General features: G+C 63.4%; 11 protein-coding genes. 5 read left to right on the top strand and 6 right to left on the bottom strand.

Going from position 1 to position 16695, the window contains the following annotated elements; translation table 11 throughout:
• Nucleotides 1-36: 36 nt before the first annotated feature.
• Nucleotides 37-1179 (bottom strand): glycoside hydrolase family 5 protein, encoded by a 1143-nt coding sequence (locus tag QZV93_RS08365; protein ID WP_295557549.1) that lies wholly within the window; start codon nt 1177-1179, stop codon nt 37-39.
• Between the two features lie 314 nt (nt 1180-1493).
• On the opposite strand from QZV93_RS08365, the gene QZV93_RS08360 reads away from it, so the two are divergent.
• Nucleotides 1494-2882: an undecaprenyl-phosphate glucose phosphotransferase gene (locus tag QZV93_RS08360; RefSeq protein ID WP_295557548.1), complete on the top strand. Its 1389-nt coding sequence runs from the start codon at nt 1494-1496 to the stop codon at nt 2880-2882.
• 19 nt (nt 2883-2901) lie between these two features.
• Here QZV93_RS08360 and QZV93_RS08355 read toward each other — a convergent pair whose 3' ends face one another.
• Nucleotides 2902-3675 carry a WecB/TagA/CpsF family glycosyltransferase gene (locus tag QZV93_RS08355; protein WP_295557546.1) on the bottom strand — a complete coding sequence of 258 codons (774 nt, stop codon included), beginning with the start codon at nt 3673-3675 and terminating at the stop codon, nt 2902-2904.
• Between the two features lie 85 nt (nt 3676-3760).
• On the bottom strand, nt 3761-4555 hold the full coding sequence (locus tag QZV93_RS08350) for a glycosyltransferase (RefSeq protein WP_295557544.1): 795 nt from the start codon (nt 4553-4555) through the stop codon (nt 3761-3763).
• Nucleotides 4556-4982: 427 nt separating this feature from the next.
• Between QZV93_RS08350 and QZV93_RS08345 the strand changes: the two genes are divergently transcribed.
• The gene (locus QZV93_RS08345) at nt 4983-5933 is read left to right on the top strand and encodes a glycosyltransferase (RefSeq protein ID WP_295557542.1); all 951 of its coding nucleotides are present in this window, start codon (nt 4983-4985) and stop codon (nt 5931-5933) included.
• Here the strand turns inward: QZV93_RS08345 and QZV93_RS08340 are convergent.
• Nucleotides 5881-7281, bottom strand: a complete 1401-nt coding sequence (locus QZV93_RS08340) for a hypothetical protein (RefSeq protein ID WP_295557541.1) — start codon at nt 7279-7281, stop codon at nt 5881-5883. The two genes, QZV93_RS08345 and QZV93_RS08340, sit on opposite strands and share 53 nt — an antisense overlap.
• Nucleotides 7282-7506: 225 nt before the next feature.
• On the opposite strand from QZV93_RS08340, the gene gmd reads away from it, so the two are divergent.
• Nucleotides 7507-8577, top strand: coding sequence for a GDP-mannose 4,6-dehydratase (gene gmd, locus QZV93_RS08335; RefSeq protein WP_295557540.1), 1071 nt, complete (start codon nt 7507-7509; stop codon nt 8575-8577).
• A gap of 184 nt (nt 8578-8761) precedes the next feature.
• Here the strand turns inward: gmd and QZV93_RS08330 are convergent, their stop codons facing one another.
• Entirely contained in the window at nt 8762-10063 is a 1302-nt protein-coding gene (locus tag QZV93_RS08330) for a polysaccharide biosynthesis/export family protein (RefSeq protein ID WP_295557538.1), read from the bottom strand.
• A 218-nt stretch (nt 10064-10281) separates the two neighbouring features.
• On the bottom strand, nt 10282-11892 hold the full coding sequence (locus QZV93_RS08325) for a tyrosine-protein kinase domain-containing protein (protein WP_295557536.1): 1611 nt from the start codon (nt 11890-11892) through the stop codon (nt 10282-10284).
• Between the two features lie 639 nt (nt 11893-12531).
• Here QZV93_RS08325 and QZV93_RS08320 point away from each other — a divergent pair.
• Together QZV93_RS08320 and QZV93_RS08315 are read left to right on the top strand one after the other, a co-directional pair.
• The gene (locus tag QZV93_RS08320) at nt 12532-13530 is read left to right on the top strand and encodes a hypothetical protein (protein ID WP_295557534.1); all 999 of its coding nucleotides are present in this window, start codon (nt 12532-12534) and stop codon (nt 13528-13530) included.
• Between the two features lie 9 nt (nt 13531-13539).
• A complete protein-coding gene (locus QZV93_RS08315) occupies nt 13540-16683 on the top strand; it encodes an efflux RND transporter permease subunit (RefSeq protein ID WP_295557532.1) in 3144 nt (1047 codons plus the stop codon).
• Nucleotides 16684-16695: the final 12 nt, after the last annotated feature.

The raw sequence follows: 16695 nt of genomic DNA, 5'->3' as shown, positions 1-16695 counted from the left end.
GGCCGGACACGAATATCCCTATCAGGGTGCGGACGCTCAGCGCGCTATGGCACGCGCGGTTCCGTCTTCGGGTGCGCTTAGGTGCGGCGCCATGGCGCCGACCGTTTGCGGTGCACCAAGATGCGGCAGCAGCGCCCTCATCTGTGGGGCATCGCTCTTCTCTCCCGGCTCGATGCGCGAAAAGTAGTCCACCGGCCACCAAGGTCCTGCGGCCCAGTACGTCCAGCCCAAGAGCACGTCCCGGTTGTCGAGCATCGTTGTTGCCAGGGACGATAGAGCTTCGAGACAGACGTCACTCGTACCGGCGCCGAACTCGCCGATGAATCCGAGCTGCTTGCGCGCTTTCAGCCAATCGGTAAACGGCTGCAGCCGCTCGACACCAAGCGTCGCGCTCGGACATTCCCCATTGGTGCCGGACCCGTCGTGATCCAGATAGAGATGCGCTTCGAACACAATCCGTTGCAGCGGATCGTGAATTTTATCGAGGGCCATCGCGTTCGGAGTGCCGTAGACGTCGGACGCCCAAAGCCCGGCGCTGGTATAGCCATTGCCAGGCACCAGCACGATATTGCGGGCGCGCGTGGCGCGAATAGCCACCAGCGCGGCATTTGCCGCATCGACCCAGGTTTCGGTCGGCATCTCGTACGGCTCGTTCATGATGCCGAAAAGCACTTTCGGATTGTGCTTGAAGGTGGCCGCTAGACGTTTCCAGACGTCGGCAAAGGCCTCGAGCGTCACATCCTGGGAACCGATGGTCTTGCCTTCGTAGCGGGCGTAGTTATGCAGATCGAGAATGACCCAGGCACCTCGCCGGGCGAGGGTATTCACCGTGCGCGCCAGGCGTGCAAGCTCGGCATGATCCAACCCCTGCATGAGCTTGGGCTGAATGCGCTCCCAAAGAAACGCAATGCGAAACGTATTCATCCCCTTGGCCAGGAAGTAGGACGGCGACTTGTATCCCTCGACGTAGGCTTCGCTCGGGTAGACATAGTCAACGCCGTGTTTGGCCGGCGGGCCGCCGGGACGAGGCGGCGGGCCAAACTCCGCGCCAGCAAGATTGACGCCGGTCAGAAAAATACTGCGCGTGGAAAGCGGGTCGGCCTGCGGCTCGACAACCGGCGTCGATGACGGCGCCATTGCTGCGACCGCTGCCGCCGCAAGCAGGATTATTTTGCTCATGCGTCGCTTCCCGAATGGCGCAGGGAAACTTTTCCGGATCCAAGGCCCGAGCCATCAAGTGGCACGACGGCGGATCTCCAGCAACAGCGGACATTCGCGGTGGTGAACTGCGACCGTTCCCGCGCGATCCATCGTCAAGGGTCTAACTGTCGCACCTGACGCCACCGACGCAGATGCCTCGACGTTATTAATCATTCCTTAAGCTTCACGTTGCGCAGACAAATCTGCATCCCTAGCATTTCGCTCAAGTGCGGTTTGGGGGACTAGGAAAAATGGTACGGCGGAGCCTGGGAGCGATTGCTAATGCTCTCGATATGCCTTTCGGGCGGCGCGATTTCAACGTGCACCTGTCGGACCGCATCGTTCTCGATCTCCTGGCGCTTGCGGACTTCGTGCTGGTCGCAGTCGCAGCGCTTCTGGCGAAATTTTTCTACATCACGCTGGTGCTCGGCAGCGAGCAAGCATCGCATCCGTATTTCGTAGCCGGTCTGGTTGCCGGTCTCATCACCTACTACATGGCGCGCGGCTACGGACTGCACGAGCGTGGCGCGCTGCTCGACTGGCGCGCACGCGTTCACGATCTTCTGTTCTGCATCGGCGCGACGTTCCTGCTGCTCATCGTCGTCGCGTTCCTATTCAAAGTGTCCGAAGACTATTCGCGCGGCTGGCTGCTGACGTGGTTCGTGCTGTCGGCGCTTCTTCTCGTTCTCTGGCGCATCGCGTCGGCGCAAATTCTGGCGTGGCTCTACCGCATGGGATCGGCCGCACGGCGGATTGCCGTTGTGACGATCGACGACTCCGGGGAGCAGGTCGCCGAGCAACTTCGGAAAATGCCGGGAATCGGCGTCACCGGCGTGTTTGCGACCAATGGTGCGGTCGACGAAGCGAACGTGATCGAGAAGGTCATCTCCATCGGCGAGCGCAACGAAATCGACGAGATCATCGTCGCCTTCTCGCGGCCCGATGCGCGGCTCGGCGCGGTGGTCGATCAGCTCAGCGTGCTTCCGGTGCACGTGTGGTTGCACTATGCGGAGCTTGGCCTGCCAATCCGCAGCGCTCAGCGGCTCGGTGGCCTCAACCTGCTCGAGACTAGGTCGCGCCCGATGGGCGAGTGGGGGCGCGTCTGCAAGCTGTTTTTCGACTACAGCTTCGGCTTGCTTTGCCTGCTGGCGTTCGCGCCGCTGATGGTGCTGATCGCCATTGCCATCCGCCTCGATAGCCCGGGCCCGGCGTTCTTCCGCCAGCGGCGCAACGGCTACAATCACCGCATCATCGACGTGTACAAGTTCCGCACCATGCGGGTGATGGAGAACGGCGACAAGGTCACGCAGGCAACCAAGGACGACGATCGCGTGACGTTCGTCGGCAAGTTCCTGCGCCGCACGAGCCTCGACGAGCTGCCGCAGCTCATCAACGTGCTCAAGGGCGAAATGTCTCTCGTGGGACCACGGCCGCATGCGCTTGCGCACAACCACTACTATCGCCAGCACGTGCAGAGCTATGCGCAGCGCCATCTCGTGCGCCCGGGCCTGACGGGTCTGTCGCAGATCAACGGATTGCGCGGCTCGACCGAGGATCCCGAGCTCATGGCGCGGCGCGTGAAGATGGATCTCTTCTACATCGAGAACTGGTCGTTCTGGATGGACATGAAGATCATCCTGCTCACCCCGTTCAAAGGGTTCGTCAACCCCAACGCCTACTAGTCGTCAGGGACGGCGAGGTCTAGGAGCTGCGACGCTGGTTGCCGTTGCCGAACGCAATGGCGCGGAAGAGGACGGCAGGCGCGTATACGCAATAGCGCATCGCCAACCGTTTCGGCTCCTGCATCAGCCGATAGAGCCATTCGAGGCGCGCCTTGCGCACCCAAAGCGGGGCGCGGGAGACGGTGCCCGTCAAAAAATCGAACAGCGCGCCGACACCGATGGCCAGTTTGGCGCCCGAGCGCTCGGTATTGCTGGCGATCCACATTTCCTGGCCGGGGTTACCGAGCGCGACGATCACCACGTCGGCCCTGGCATCGCGAATGCGCTGCAGTACGGCCTCGTTCTCCTCGGACGTGAAATAGCCGTGGCGGGAGCCGACATATTCGTGTTGGGGCGCCAGCTTGCGCAGCACTTCGAGGGCGGCATCCGCTATTCCGGGCTTGGCCCCGAGCAGAAACACACGATAGCTATGCCGCGTCGAACGCAGATAGTGCGGGACGAAATCGGTGCCATTGAGATTGTGAGAGAACGCCCGTCCGTGCAGGACGAGGCTCACGAGATCCAGGCCCACGCCGTCATTCAGGAGCACGAAACGGCGCAACGCATCCTGGTATGCGGGATCGTTGGCAATCAGGTAGGCCGTATTGATGTTGACGAAGCCGAGGCGCACGGGCGCCTGCTCGACAAGCGTGTCGAGCTCGGCCACGCAACGCTCCGGGGCCATCGAGCGGATCGGAAGGCCGAGGATGCGCTCGGTCTGCCCCTCCGCGGATTGCTCGGTTGCGGCGGTCACGGATGGCCTCTCGAAGGACTGGATGGGTCTCTAAGACCCGGCGCAGGCCGTCCCGCGCCGGGCGCATTCCCTTAATGTCGTACTCTCAAGCCTGCTGGTCCTGTGCGCGGCCCGCGTAGCGAAGCTGACGATATACGCCAGGCAGCGCGAGCCGGCCGACACGGACGGCGCCATGTACGGCGAGGATGGCGGCGCACGTCGGCCACGACATGTCCAGGATGTCACGCCGGCAACGCCAGTTGTCCCATTCGCCCTGCCAATAGTTGCGGTACGAGTGTCCGCCGACCGGGAAATCGGCCACAACAATCGGCATCTGCACCGCGGTGGCGCCCTTGTGAAGAAGCTCGGCAGTGAAGGTGTAGTCGCCGCCGATGGCGTGCTCCTCACGATACTGCGCCAGATCAAAGCAACGGCGCCGATAAAAGATCGACTGGTGGTGGGTGAACTGGCTGTACCAAACCCAGGTGTGGCTGCGTGCGGCGCGCAGGAACCTGCTGCCGTCGTCGTAGAGCTCGTTGGCGTCGCCATAATAGATATCGAAGGACGGGTTCTTGGCGATGAAATCCGCGGTGCGCTGGAGCACGTCCGGGTCGGTCAGGAGATCGCCGGCGCAGATGTAGATCAGGATCTGACCGGTCGAAAGCGCCGCGGCCTTGTTGAAGCCGTCGTAGATGCCGCGATCCGGCTCCGACTTCCAGATCATGTTCTCGAGCGGCCGGGTCTCGAGATAGGCCGACGTGCCGTCGCTCGACGCCCCGTCAACGACCACCCACTCCCAATCCTTGAAGGTCTGCCGCCTGATCGATGCGGCCGTGTCGTGAAGCCGCGGCAAGTCGTTGCGGCATACGGTGATTATGGAAAAAAGTGGCGGAGTCCCCATGCGCTGCCTTCTCGCACAATTCTACGCCTCGGCCGCCACACCATGTGGAAGCGAGCGAAATCAACGGCGAGCGTCCGTCACGCAGCATCCCACGGGCCCGCAATGCGGACTGCTCGGAGGGCGATTGTAGCCTTCGTCCACGAACAACGAGATCGAAGTCGGAAGGTAGCGTTAATTATACGCGCCGGCTGACGGGCTGCGCCTCACTGCCGCGGTTAGCAACCCTAAACTTATGTAGTTTTCCGTCCCATAATCGACATCTGTTATCCTGCAGACGTCTGTGGGGGCGCAGGGTGGCTGGGGGGTTCGAAGGGCGGACTGCAATTCTACCGCAGTCCGGAATTGCCACGCTTCAGCTACACAAGCCGCCACACACGTACACGCTTACTTTTGTAATTATTGAATACCCTTAGAAAGGGCATTGGTCGTGCGGACGCCCGTAGCGCTGTTCGTTTACAACCGGCCGGCGCACACCTTAAAAGCGCTTCGATCTCTGGCTGCCTGCGACGGCGCCTCGGAGTGCGACCTTGTCATTTTCTCCGATGCACCGAAGACGGAGCGCGCCGCTTCCGCCGTGCGCGAGGTGCGCGAGATCATCAGCAATGTGGAGGGCTTTGCGTCGGTTCGAAGCGTGCTGCGCGAAAAGAACATGGGCGCGGCGAGCTCCATCATAACCGGGCTTACCGAGATTCTCCGGGATAGGGGGCGCGCGATCGTCATGGAGGACGATCTCGTCTTCTCGAAGCACGCCCTCGGCTTCCTCACGACGTGTCTCGACAAATATGCCGCGCATCCCAACGTCATGTCGGCCTGCGCGTATAATTTTCCGGCGCGCCTGATGCCGATCCCGCAGGCTTACGAGTACGACGCCTACTTCACCCCACGCTTTTTCCCCTGGGGCTGGGCGACCTGGGAGCGGACACTCGATAACGTCGATTGGTCGGTCAGCGATTTTCAACGTTTCTCAGCCTCCAAAAGCGAGGTTCAGGCGTTGCGCGACGTGGGCGACGATCTCTTCGAATTGCTCGTCCGCCAGCAGGCCGGAGAATTCGACGACTGGGTGCTGCCGTACAGCTTCAGCCAGTTCCGGCACAGCTATCTTTCGATCTGTCCGGTACGCTCGCTGGTCGACAACATCGGGCACGATGGGTCGGGCCTGCACTGCGCGGACACGAGACTGTTCGACAACAGCATCGCCGACGTGGGGCCGGTGCGACGGCTTCCGGTCACGATCTTCTCCGATCGGCGCCTGATCCGCGCCGGCCAGCGCGCCGGATCGAAGAGCATCATGCGGCGCGCACAGCGGCGCCTCATGGACAGCGCTCTCAAGATGCGCGATTTGGTGGGCCGCTGGCAGCTTCCTGATCGAAGCTTGTGATGGGCTCTGCCTGTGCGCCGCCGCCGGGCAACTGCTCCACCTGGCGCATCGGTTCGTACCGTGCCTGCAATGCTTCCCGGCGCCGATAAGCGGCGGCCACCGCAAACATGAGCGCGTAGAGCTCTCCGGGCAGCGAGATGAATCCCGAGCCCGCGATCGCATTGCAAACGAGCAGAACAAGAATTCCGATCAGGACCTGGCGGCCAATGGGGTCGCGGATGGGACTGATGAAGCAGTAGATGAGATAGAAAAACGAACCATAGACCAGCGGCAGCAGCATCCCGAAGCGATAGAACTCGCCGAGCATACCAACATCGGTCAGGAAGAAGTGCGGATCGTAGACGGAGTGGAATCCGCCGTTCCACTGCAGCGACAGGGATCCCATCCCCATCCAGCCGTTCTTCCACAGCTCGGATAGAATGACGGACGCGGTGTGGGTGCGAACGGAATCTTCGAGCGTGATCTCGGCCGGACTGTTCGTCGATTGACCGCCCGAGAAGATCTCGACAACGAAGCCGTGCAGGAACTCCACTGCCTCCCAGAGCAGGTCGCCGCCGAACACGGCCAGGACCGCGAGCCCGGCAGCGCCAAGCCCAAACATGACGAGACGCGTCGGGCTGCTCAGAGCGAAGATGATCGTCCCTGCAAGCAGCATAACCGCCATGGAGCTGCGGGTCTGGGAAATCAGAAGCATGCCCATGGCGCCCACCATCATGGGAACGACATACGACCAGGCGCGGAAGCGGAGCACCATGACGAGACTGATCGCAATCGAGACCATGTAGAGCTCGACGCCATTCAGGATCCGGTGTTTGCGCGGGTCGAGATAGGGGATGTCGCGGGCCGTCAGATCGCCCAGAACGCCGGTCTGCAGAAAAAGACCGAGCCCGAGGTAGATCGCGGCCGCCACGAGGATGGACGACACCAGCGCCTCGGGTGAGATGCGGAAGCGCTCGATGGCATAGAGCAATACGAAGAACGACAGAAACGACGCCATCCTGCGTTCCTCGAGGATGCCGTACGGCAAGGGCTGGCCGAAGTTCAGATAGGCGAGCGTGGCGCAGATGAGATTGAAGCCCAGCAAGAGCCCGACGAGGGCGAGGTCGGTCGGATAGAACCTGCGTCCGTAGAGCGCACCGAGCACGAAGCTGGCGGCGAACACGAGCGACACCAACAGATAAAGCTCGCGCAGACCGGGCATTGCGAGCGGGTGCTGCTCGAACGAGAAATTCGTCCAGTAGAAGAACTTGCCCTGGATAAGAACAAGGGCGAGCGGTATCGGGTGCAGCCCGTACGGCGCCGGTATCGCGAGGACCTTGCGGCGCCCCGGCGCGTCATCGCTGCTCATAAAGTTGGTCTTTGCCATGACAACCGGGGTCGGCCTTTCGCGCCACAAGATGAAGCGCGCATGCGGCCTTTCAACGGCCCGCAGGACAGTCATTTTCCTAGCGTAAGGGACGCGCGGGAACGACGCAGCGGGACGATTAGGGTTAACGCATGCAAGGGCGGGCGTGATAAGATTGTTTCAGACACACTCTCAGCCCACACCTATTTCAGCGGGGAGCTCGGCATCGTGGCGGAAAAAGTTGCACTACTTCTAGGGATCACCGGTCAGGACGGCGCGTATCTCGCCCGCCTGCTGCTTTCCAAGGGCTACACCGTGCACGGTGTTCGCAGGCGGTCCTCGTCCTTCAACACGGGACGCATCGACGACATCTACGTCGACCCGCGCGAGAGCTTCACCAAGCTCCATCTCCACTACGGCGATCTCACCGACGCCACCAACCTGATCCGCCTTCTGCAAGAGACCCAGCCCGACGAAATCTACAATCTCGCCGCGCAGAGCCACGTGCAGGTGAGCTTCGAAACGCCGGAATATACGGCCAACGCGGACGCGCTCGGAACGCTGCGGCTGCTGGAGGCCATTCGCATTCTCGGCATGAAGGAGCGCGTGCGCTTCTATCAGGCCTCGACGTCGGAATTGTTCGGCAAGGTGCAGGAGACGCCGCAGCGCGAGACGACGCCGTTCTATCCGCGCTCGCCGTATGCGGTGGCCAAGCTCTACGCCTACTGGATCACCATCAACTACCGCGAGGCTTACGGCATCTACGGCGCCAACGGCATCCTCTTCAACCACGAGAGCCCGATGCGCGGCGAAACGTTCGTCACGCGCAAGATCACGCGCGCAGTCGCAGCGATCGAGCTCGGGCTTCAGCAGCGCCTGGTGCTCGGCAATCTCGACGCCAAGCGCGACTGGGGTCATGCCCGCGATTATGTCGAGGGCATGTGGCGCGTGCTGCAGCAGCCGGAGGCCGACGACTACGTGCTGGCAACAGGCGAGACGCACAGCGTACGCGAGTTCGTCGAGCTGGCGTTCGCCAAGGTCGGGCGCAAGATCGTGTGGCGCGGGAAGGGCGTCGACGAGGTCGGTGTCGATTCCCGGAGCGGGCGCGACGTGGTGCGCATCGACCCGGCGCATTTCCGTCCGACCGAAGTGGATCTGCTGCTCGGCGACGCGACCAAGGCGCGCGAGAAGCTCGGCTGGGAGCCGAAGTGCGATTTCCCGACGCTTGTCGATGAAATGGTGACGGCCGATCTGGCGGAAGTTGCCTCCGAGACCTGGCGCAAGGATCGCACGGCCTAAAACGCCGCAGAGCTACAAATATCAGCAAACGTTCCTCGGCCGCGCAGCCATCGTTGCGCGGCCTTTCTCTTTGACTGCGCGCCATGCTCGCTCGGGACTGACGTGCGGAAGAGAAGGTGCGGGGCCGGGTCCAGCCGAGGCGGCAAAAAAGCTTTTGGGCGCGCCTTTGCCGTCACCCCGCCCCTCAGGGGATGGGAGCAGAGGTCTTCTGATCGGCGATCTCGGCGTTCGTCGGGGGTTCGGCGGACGGCAGCGAGGTCGGCTTCAGGAAATCCATCGTCGGGCGGTTGATCAGCACCTCGATGACGTCGCCCGGCATGAGCGTCGTGCCGGGCTGTGCCACAACCTCGATGTCCTTGCCGACCTGCTTGCGGTGAATCACGAAGCGGATCCGGCTGCTGGCGTCATCGCTCTGCCAAGGAGATCCGAAGTAGCTCATCTTCTCCTGGGTGGTCTGCATCTTGACGAACACCGTCTCGGCATTCACCAGCGCCTCCTGAAGCTCCTTCAGCGCCTCGAGATTGCGCGACTCCAGCGATTTGTCGATCTCGCGCCGCAGCTCCTCGATGCTGCGGCGTACCGACGCCACCTGGGCCATGGTCTGCATCAAGCGCCCCTTGGAGAGCAGGATCGAGCGCTGCTCGTCGATCACGCGTGCCGACGTGGCCATGCCCCGCTCACTCAAGGATTTGATGCGCTCGACATCCTCGGTCTGCTGCTTGAGGCCCGTGTCCTCGGTCTGCTGCTGCTCCTCGAGTGCTTCGAGCTGGGCTTTCGCTTGCTCAAGCTCACGGCTGTGGGCCGCGCGGTCGTTCTCGATGTTGGTGAGCGTGGCGCCCAGATGCCGCTCCTCGGTCGCCTTGATGTCCTTGAAGATCGTTTCGGGAAACGGAAGCGCGGAGAACGTGCCGAAATCGATGCTCGTCTTTCCGGCGAGCTCGGCCTGCAGCCGGCGAACTTTCGCCTGGTAACGCACGAATTCGACGCGGAGCGCCTCGAACTCTCCCGCGACCTGGGCCGCTTCGAGAATGCTGTCGCTACGCAGGCCCTGCCCGCCCACGCCACCTGCGAGAGACAGCGCGTGACGCACCGTGTATTCCGGTTTGAAGGGATACATGCCCGGACGGGCCACGTTGCCCAGGATGTACATCGGCCTGACCTCGGTCAGATCCACGGTCACATCGGGATAGGCGACGATGTCTTTCTCGATGAGCTTATCGCGAATGCTGTCGCGCACCTCCGACAGCGTGAGGTCGACGAAGTTTACGTTTCCGATCATCGGGAACGGGATGTATCCATCTTCCCGGATGGTGGCCTTGCGCTGAAGCTCCGGCACGCCTTGCACGGTAATCTCGACCGTATCTCCAGGCTGCAGCTTGTATTCCGCAGCAGCGGCCGACCCGCACGTGACGACCAGCGCGGCGACGCACGACAGGGCCTTCAGAAAAGCGGCGCTGTTTCTTAGCCCGAGTGATGGAAAGGCCATCGCGACTTGCCCCCTAGGGAACTGTTCGAGAAGGAGCGCCTCGCTGCGCTCCTCCAGACCGAGGCGGCGCCTACCGAGCTGCGCCAGGGCCATCCGTATCCAATCCGATACCAAGAGCACCTGGCCGGGCCGGATCAACGCCGACGTTAGTATATCATTAACTTCGACCAATCCCACCGCAAGACGCTCCGCCGCAGCGCCGCCGGCACGCGCCGCGGTCAATGCTTGCGGTAGTAATTCTGGTACTCGTTCGAGAAGACCTGGAAAGCCGATGCATCGAAGCGCCGGGAGCGCTCGGCATCCACGAACGTCAGCGCGGTCACCAGCTTCTCAGGCCGCATACCGAGCCGCTGCACGGCCTGCTGCACCAGATGCTGCGGGGTCGAGTTCCAGCGCACCAGCATCAGTGCGGCGTCGGCACGCTGTGCGATCAGCGCGGCATCGACGACCGGATCGATCGGCGGTGAATCGATGACGATGAAATCGTAGCTTTTCCTGAGCTCCGTCAGCAGCTGCTTGAAGCGGGGGGACGTGAGGACGGCCTGCGGATCGAGAGTTGCCGCGCCCGCGGGGACGATGCTGATGTCGGTGTCGCTCGCGCGATGGATCACCTGCTCCAGGCCCATGTTCTTTTCGACGAACTCCGTGACGCCGGGCCGATCGCAGAGCTTCCAGTCCAGCGTCAGCGATGCGCGCCGGAGATCGCAATCGACGATCGCCGCCCGCTGGCCGCCGGTCACGGCACAGACGGCGAGGCACATCGAGAGCGCCGTTTTTCCTTCCTTCGATACCGTCGACGACACCAGGACCACCGAGGGCTTGTCAGCGTTGAGCTGCTGCAGGCGCGTGCGCAAGCCGCGGACACCGTCGCTATAGCGACCGAACGGCTCGCCCAGCATGAAGCCGACCACGTTGCCGCGTTCCGGCTCGGCGTCGGTGGTGCCGAGATAGTTCGCGGCTGGCGGCCTCTCCACCGGCACTGCGCCTGCCATGGACTTGTTTGTCTTCCTCGGACGCAGGTAGCTGGTCACGATCTGCAGGTGGTTTCGCTTGCGCCTCAGATCTTCAAGGACCGAAAACACCCGCACGCCCAGCCTACCCTCGATCTGCTTCGGGCTCGTAAAGCCCGGCCGCCTTGCTTCGACAAGGAGGGCGAGGGCCACGCCAATCATCAAACCGCCGATGAGGCCGATGGCGATGGAGAGCACCTTCTTCGGATGGCTTGGCGACGTGGGCAGGATGGCCGGATTGATCAGGCGAAGGGCGCGATTGTTAGCGCCGACCTGGGTTGCCAGGCCATCGGCGATGAAAGCGCGCGCGATGCCGTTGGCGAGGCGTACGGATTTCATAGCGCCGGTGGTCGCGACCGACACGGCGATCACATACGACTTGCCGATGCGCTCGACGATCAGACGCTTGCGCAATGAGGTGAGCGTGGCTTCGAGAGCGGCGTTGGCGGCGTCCGGGCCGTCCTTGGGCGTGGAACCGAGCAGCCGGCTCAGCAAGCTGGGCGACAGCGTGGTGTTGAATTCGGGATCGTCGAGCAGCTTCTCCGACTCCACCACTTTGTTCAGGAGCGTGACCGAGCCGATGAACATGAGCTGGCTTTCCAGCACACCGGGATCGAGCGCAGCCTCCGTTTGACCGGCAGCGGTGGTGGTTCGTGGCGGGCTCAATGCGATCTGGGCGGTGGCCGTATAGGTCGGCCGCGTCAGGACGATGCTGGTTGCCGCGAGCAGGAGCGCAATAACGATCGAGTTGACGATCCAAAGCCAATTGCGCCGCAAGATGCCAATGACCTCTCGCAGCTCGACGCCAGAGGGTTGCATTTCCGACGATGGACCAAGGTGTAACATCGGTTGCAACATCGATTGGACTTCCTTCGCAACGACCCAAGAGATTGCACCAGGAGGTGCCTACCCCACCCTCGGGCGAGCGCTGTGCCAGGATCAGTCAGACAAATACGAGCCTTCCCCGCGAAAGGGACGGCTTTCAAGCGGTTTGGTTAAAGCTGCAATGGCGCCGTCGTGTGGCGGTCGGAGAAAGAGCCCGGCGCTCCGAGAAATCGGTTGGGTTCGAGATGGCATCGGGCTGGATCGGTCGCCCGTGCTTCGACCCGTGGCATGCCCTTTAACGATGGGCTGCAGATCGAGATCGGCAAACATCGATGCACTCCGCACAAACGCGCAAACAGACGCGAGTGTACTGAAGTATAGCGCGTGTTTGTGGCAAGATACACTCTCTGCAGTCCGCGCAAAAAACCCGCGTTTTCAGCTCTCTGCGGCGCGCGCCGCTCGCAACCTTCGGCGGACGCATGCCTTAGTGCCGCCCGGGCGGCAGGTCGAAAGCTGCCTGCTGCAACTAGATAACGGATCAAAACTTCCTCTTTGGGCTGGCGAGCCGATCCCCGATGGGGCATTCTTCCCGACTTCACGTAGGACTTTTTCCCGGGAGGCGTTTGAAGCGGTATGCGGCGGCTCGTACTCATGCTCGCGCTTGGACCGCTGTTCCTCGGCGGATGTGACGAGCCCAGGTCCGAAGCCTATTCAGCAGAGGAGGAGAGCGACTTCACGCCGGTTTCGGTCGCCCTCGTGCCTGCGGAAGCCGCGCAGAAGATCAACGGCACCGCCACCCTCGTCAATCCGGACGCCCTGACGCAGCTCAACGCCGAGATCCGTGCCGCGGAGATCGCGTACGCGTTCAGCCAGCGTACCGTGGAGCGCTTCAAGGGCACCACATCGCTTGGCGAGCACCGCCTCGACAACGCCGAGCGGCAAGCGGCCACGGATGCAACCCAGGTGGCCCTGCTCGAACTCAAGCTGCGCAATGCCTGGGGTGAGACGGCGCCGTTCCTGGCCGCCGCAAACCGGCAACAGCTGGTCGACGAGCTCTCGTCCGGCAAGACCACCCTCGTGCGCCTCGACTTCCCGCGATCGGTCGAGCGAGATCCCAAGAATGTCCGCATCGCGCCGCTCGGCGGTGGCGAGCAGATCACCGTGGATCAAGTGTGGCCCGCGCCCTCGGGCAGCCTCGCCATGCCCGGCACCTCGTTTTTCGGAATCATGCCGACCGGCCCCGGCCTCAGGCCCGGCGATCGCGCCAAAGTGACGGCCGAGCGCAACGCGCCGTCCTCCGGCGTCATCGTTCCGGCGGCAGCCGTCGTCGTGCATGCCGGCGATTCATGGTGCTACGTCGAGACCGGCTCCGGTACGTTCGAGCGCAAGCGGGTTTCTCTCGCGACACCCGTGACGGACGGCTATCTGACCAACGACTTCGCGGCGGGGACCAAAGTCGTGATCCAGGGCGCCTCGGCGTTGCTCTCGCGCGAAGCGGAGCCGGGCTCCTTCGACGACGACGATGATGGCGGCGACGAGCGGCCGCGCGCGAAGAAGCCGAAGCCCGAAGAGGAGCAGGGATCGGAGAGCGAGCACCGGACAGCTCCGATCGCCAGCTCCGATCCCGACTAGAGCGCTGCCATGGATGCGCTGATCCGATGGTCGATCCGCTACCGCTCCGCCGTGGCGGCGTTGTCCGTGGCGTGGCTCGTGGCCGGCATCTTTTTCGCTTTTCATGCGCCGCTCGACGTGTTCCCGGAATTCGTGCCGCCCCAGGTCACCATCCAGACCGAGGCGCCGGGGTTTGCGCCGGAGCACGTCGAGCAAATCGTAACACGACCGATCGAGGCGGCCGTCAATGGCGCTCCCGGAATCGAGTCCATCCGGTCGGAGTCCGTCTACGGGCTGTCGGTGGTGCTCATCACGTTCAAGGAGGACGTCGATCCCGAGACGATCCGGCAAGGCATCTCCGAGCGCCTGGCGACGCTGGCGGGCGAGCTGCCGGCCGGTGTCGAGCAGCCCAAGCTGACGCCGCTCACATCGAGCACCATGGACGTGCTCAAGTTCGGGCTGCTTTCAAACTCCGTCGATCCCTACACGCTCCGCGACATCGCCGATTGGACCATCAATCCGCATCTTCTGGCGCTGCCCGGCATTGCGCGCGTGACGGTCTATGGCGGCGCCATCCGGCAGGTGCAGATCCAGCCTGACCTCGAGCGGCTGGCGGGGCTCGGCCTCACCGTCAACGACGTGATGGAGGCGGGAAAAGCGGCGTTGACGCTGCGCGGAGGCGGCACCATCGATACCAGCGCGCAGCGCATTACGCTCGACGCGCCACCGCCAACGCCCGATCCGCAAGCGATCTCGCAGGCGCTGGTCGCCATGCAGGACAACACGCCGATCACCATCGGTCAGGTTGCAAACGTCACGTTCGGCCCGGCTGTGCCCATCGGCGACGCAACGATCATGGGAAAACCCGGCGTGCTGGTCACGGTATCGAGCCAGTTCGGAGCCAATACGCTCGAGGCCACGGACGCGGTGGAGAGGGCGCTCGAGGACCTGAAACCGGCGCTCAAGCAGCGAGGCATCGACGTCATCCTGCTGCACAGGCCGGCGTCCTTCATCGAGCGGGCGCTCGGCAACCTCGAGCATGCTCTGGCTTTGGGCTCGGCGCTCATCCTCGTCGTGCTCTATGCCTTCCTCAGGAGCTGGAAGGCGGCGCTGATCTCCTTCCTCGCCATTCCGCTGTCGCTGCTCGCCGCCATCTTCGTGCTCGCCGAATTCGGGCAGACGCTCAACACGATGACGCTCGGCGGATTCGCGCTGGCGCTCGGGGTGCTGGTCGACGACGCGATCATCGACATCGAAAACATCATGCGGCGCCTGCGCCTCGCCAAGGCCGAAGGCCGAGACGACGACCTCGCAACCATCGAGGAGGCGTCGATCGAGATCCGCGGATCGATGCTTTACGGCACGCTGGCCGTGATCTTCGTCTTTCTTCCGATCCTGTTCACGGGCGGCGTGCAAGGCCGCTTCATCGGCCCCATGGCGCTGACCTTCATCATTGCCGTCATTGCATCCATGGTGGTGGCGTTGACGGTGACGCCGGCACTCTGCGCGCTGCTGCTCACGGGCGAGGAAACGAAGGAAACGCCTCGCCTTGTCGATCGCATGAAAGAATTCCAGGCCTGGTGCATGGAAAAGGTGCGCACGAGGTGGCGGCTCACGGTGGCGGCGCTGGCCGGCGCTGCCGCAGCAGCCATCGCAGTGGCGCCGTTCCTGCGCAGCGAACTCATCCCGCAGTTCCGCGAGGGCCACTTCGTCATCCAGATGGCGATGGCGGCGCAGGGCACGTCGGTCGGCGACGTGACTGCAACGGGCGTGCGAATCTCGAACGAGCTCCTGAAACTGCCGTTCATTCTCGCAGTGGGCCACCAGATCGGCCGCGCGGACCTCGGCGAGGACACCTGGAGCCCGGACAAGAGCGAATTTCACGTCGAGCTGACGGAGGAGCACGAGGAGACGGAGACGGAGGCCCAGGAGAAAATCCGCGACGTGCTCGAGCGCTTCCCCGAGGTGCGCACGGAAGCCATGACTTTTCTCGGCGACCGCATCAGCGAAAGCCTCAGTGGCGAAACGGCTCAGGTCGTCATCAATCTGACGGGGACCGATCTCGAGACGCTCGAGCGCTCGGCGGAGCAGGTCGAAAGAGCCATCGCCAACGTCGAGGGGCTCGACGATTTGCGCATCCCGAAGGCCGCCAAGGTCCCGACGCTATCGATCAAGCTCGATCACGCGGCGCTGACGAACTACGGGCTTACAGCACGGGATGCGCTCGAAACCGTGCAGACGGCGTTTGCAGGCACGACGATCGGACAGACATTCATCGGCGCGCAGACCGTCGACGTGGTCGTCATCCTGGCGCCCAACGAGCGCGACCGCATCGAGCAGCTCTCGAACCTGCTCGTCAGCAACGCACAGACGCGCGTTTTGCTCGGCAACGTGGCATCGATCTCCGTCACCGACGGGCGTGTCAACATCCAGCACGAGGGGGCGCAGCGGCGGGTCAACGTCAACTTCAACGGATCCGGGGAGCGTTCGCTCAGGGATGTCGTCGCCGAGGTCAAGGAGCGTGTCGGCGCGCTCGCGCTCCCGCCCGGCGTCTACGTCTCCTACGCCGGGCAGGCCGAAGAGGAACGGGCGGGCCAGCTGCGTCTCGCGCTTCTCACCGCGCTCAGCATTGCGCTGGTCGTGATCGTGCTGACGGCCGCGTTCAAGCGGCGCGCGCTGGCGGCCGTGCTGCTCATCAATGTGCCGTTCTGCCTCATCGGCGGCATGGCGGCGATCGTCGCGAGCGGCATCGGACTTACGCTCGGCAGCCTGGTCGGCCTCGTGACCGTATTCGGCATCGGTGCGCGCAACTCGGTGATGATGCTGGCGCACGTCGAGCACCTCGTCGACAACGAGGGCCACCCCTGGTCGGATCACACCATCAGGGTGGCGGCGGCCGAGCGCTTCGCGCCAGTCTTCATGACGGCGCTGATGGCAGCCCTTGGCCTCGTTCCGCTCGCGCTCGGCCTCGGGCGGCCGGGGCATGAGATCGAAGCCCCCATGGCCATCGCCATTCTCGGCGGGCTCGCGACCGCGACGTTCCTCAACCTCGTGGTGCTGCCCGAAGCGCTGATCCGCATGCAAGGCTGGCTGGGTCTTGGCGGGGATAGTGAAGAGCGGCACGCGCGACGAGCACGCGAGCAACGCCTCGCGGCCAGGTCCGAGGCGCTCTAACCGCCCGATCGG

This window comes from uncultured Hyphomicrobium sp. (genome assembly GCF_902826555.1).
Lineage (GTDB): Bacteria > Pseudomonadota > Alphaproteobacteria > Rhizobiales > Hyphomicrobiaceae > Hyphomicrobium_C.
Note: the sequence above shows the minus strand (reverse complement) of the source record. Positions and strands in the feature narration are given on the sequence as shown.

Excerpts from the sequence above, each read along its gene's own strand:
- QZV93_RS08365 (WP_295557549.1), bottom strand. The coding sequence starts at position 1,179 with ATGAGCAAAATAATCCTGCTTGCGGCGGCAGCGGTCGCAGCAATGGCG.
- QZV93_RS08360 (WP_295557548.1), top strand. The coding sequence starts at position 1,494 with ATGCCTTTCGGGCGGCGCGATTTCAACGTGCACCTGTCGGACCGCATC.
- QZV93_RS08350 (WP_295557544.1), bottom strand. The coding sequence starts at position 4,555 with ATGGGGACTCCGCCACTTTTTTCCATAATCACCGTATGCCGCAACGAC.
- QZV93_RS08340 (WP_295557541.1), bottom strand. The coding sequence starts at position 7,281 with ATGAGCAGCGATGACGCGCCGGGGCGCCGCAAGGTCCTCGCGATACCG.
- QZV93_RS08330 (WP_295557538.1), bottom strand. The coding sequence starts at position 10,063 with ATGGCCTTTCCATCACTCGGGCTAAGAAACAGCGCCGCTTTTCTGAAG.
- QZV93_RS08325 (WP_295557536.1), bottom strand. The coding sequence starts at position 11,892 with ATGCAACCCTCTGGCGTCGAGCTGCGAGAGGTCATTGGCATCTTGCGG.
- QZV93_RS08320 (WP_295557534.1), top strand. The coding sequence starts at position 12,532 with ATGCGGCGGCTCGTACTCATGCTCGCGCTTGGACCGCTGTTCCTCGGC.
- QZV93_RS08315 (WP_295557532.1), top strand. The coding sequence starts at position 13,540 with ATGGATGCGCTGATCCGATGGTCGATCCGCTACCGCTCCGCCGTGGCG.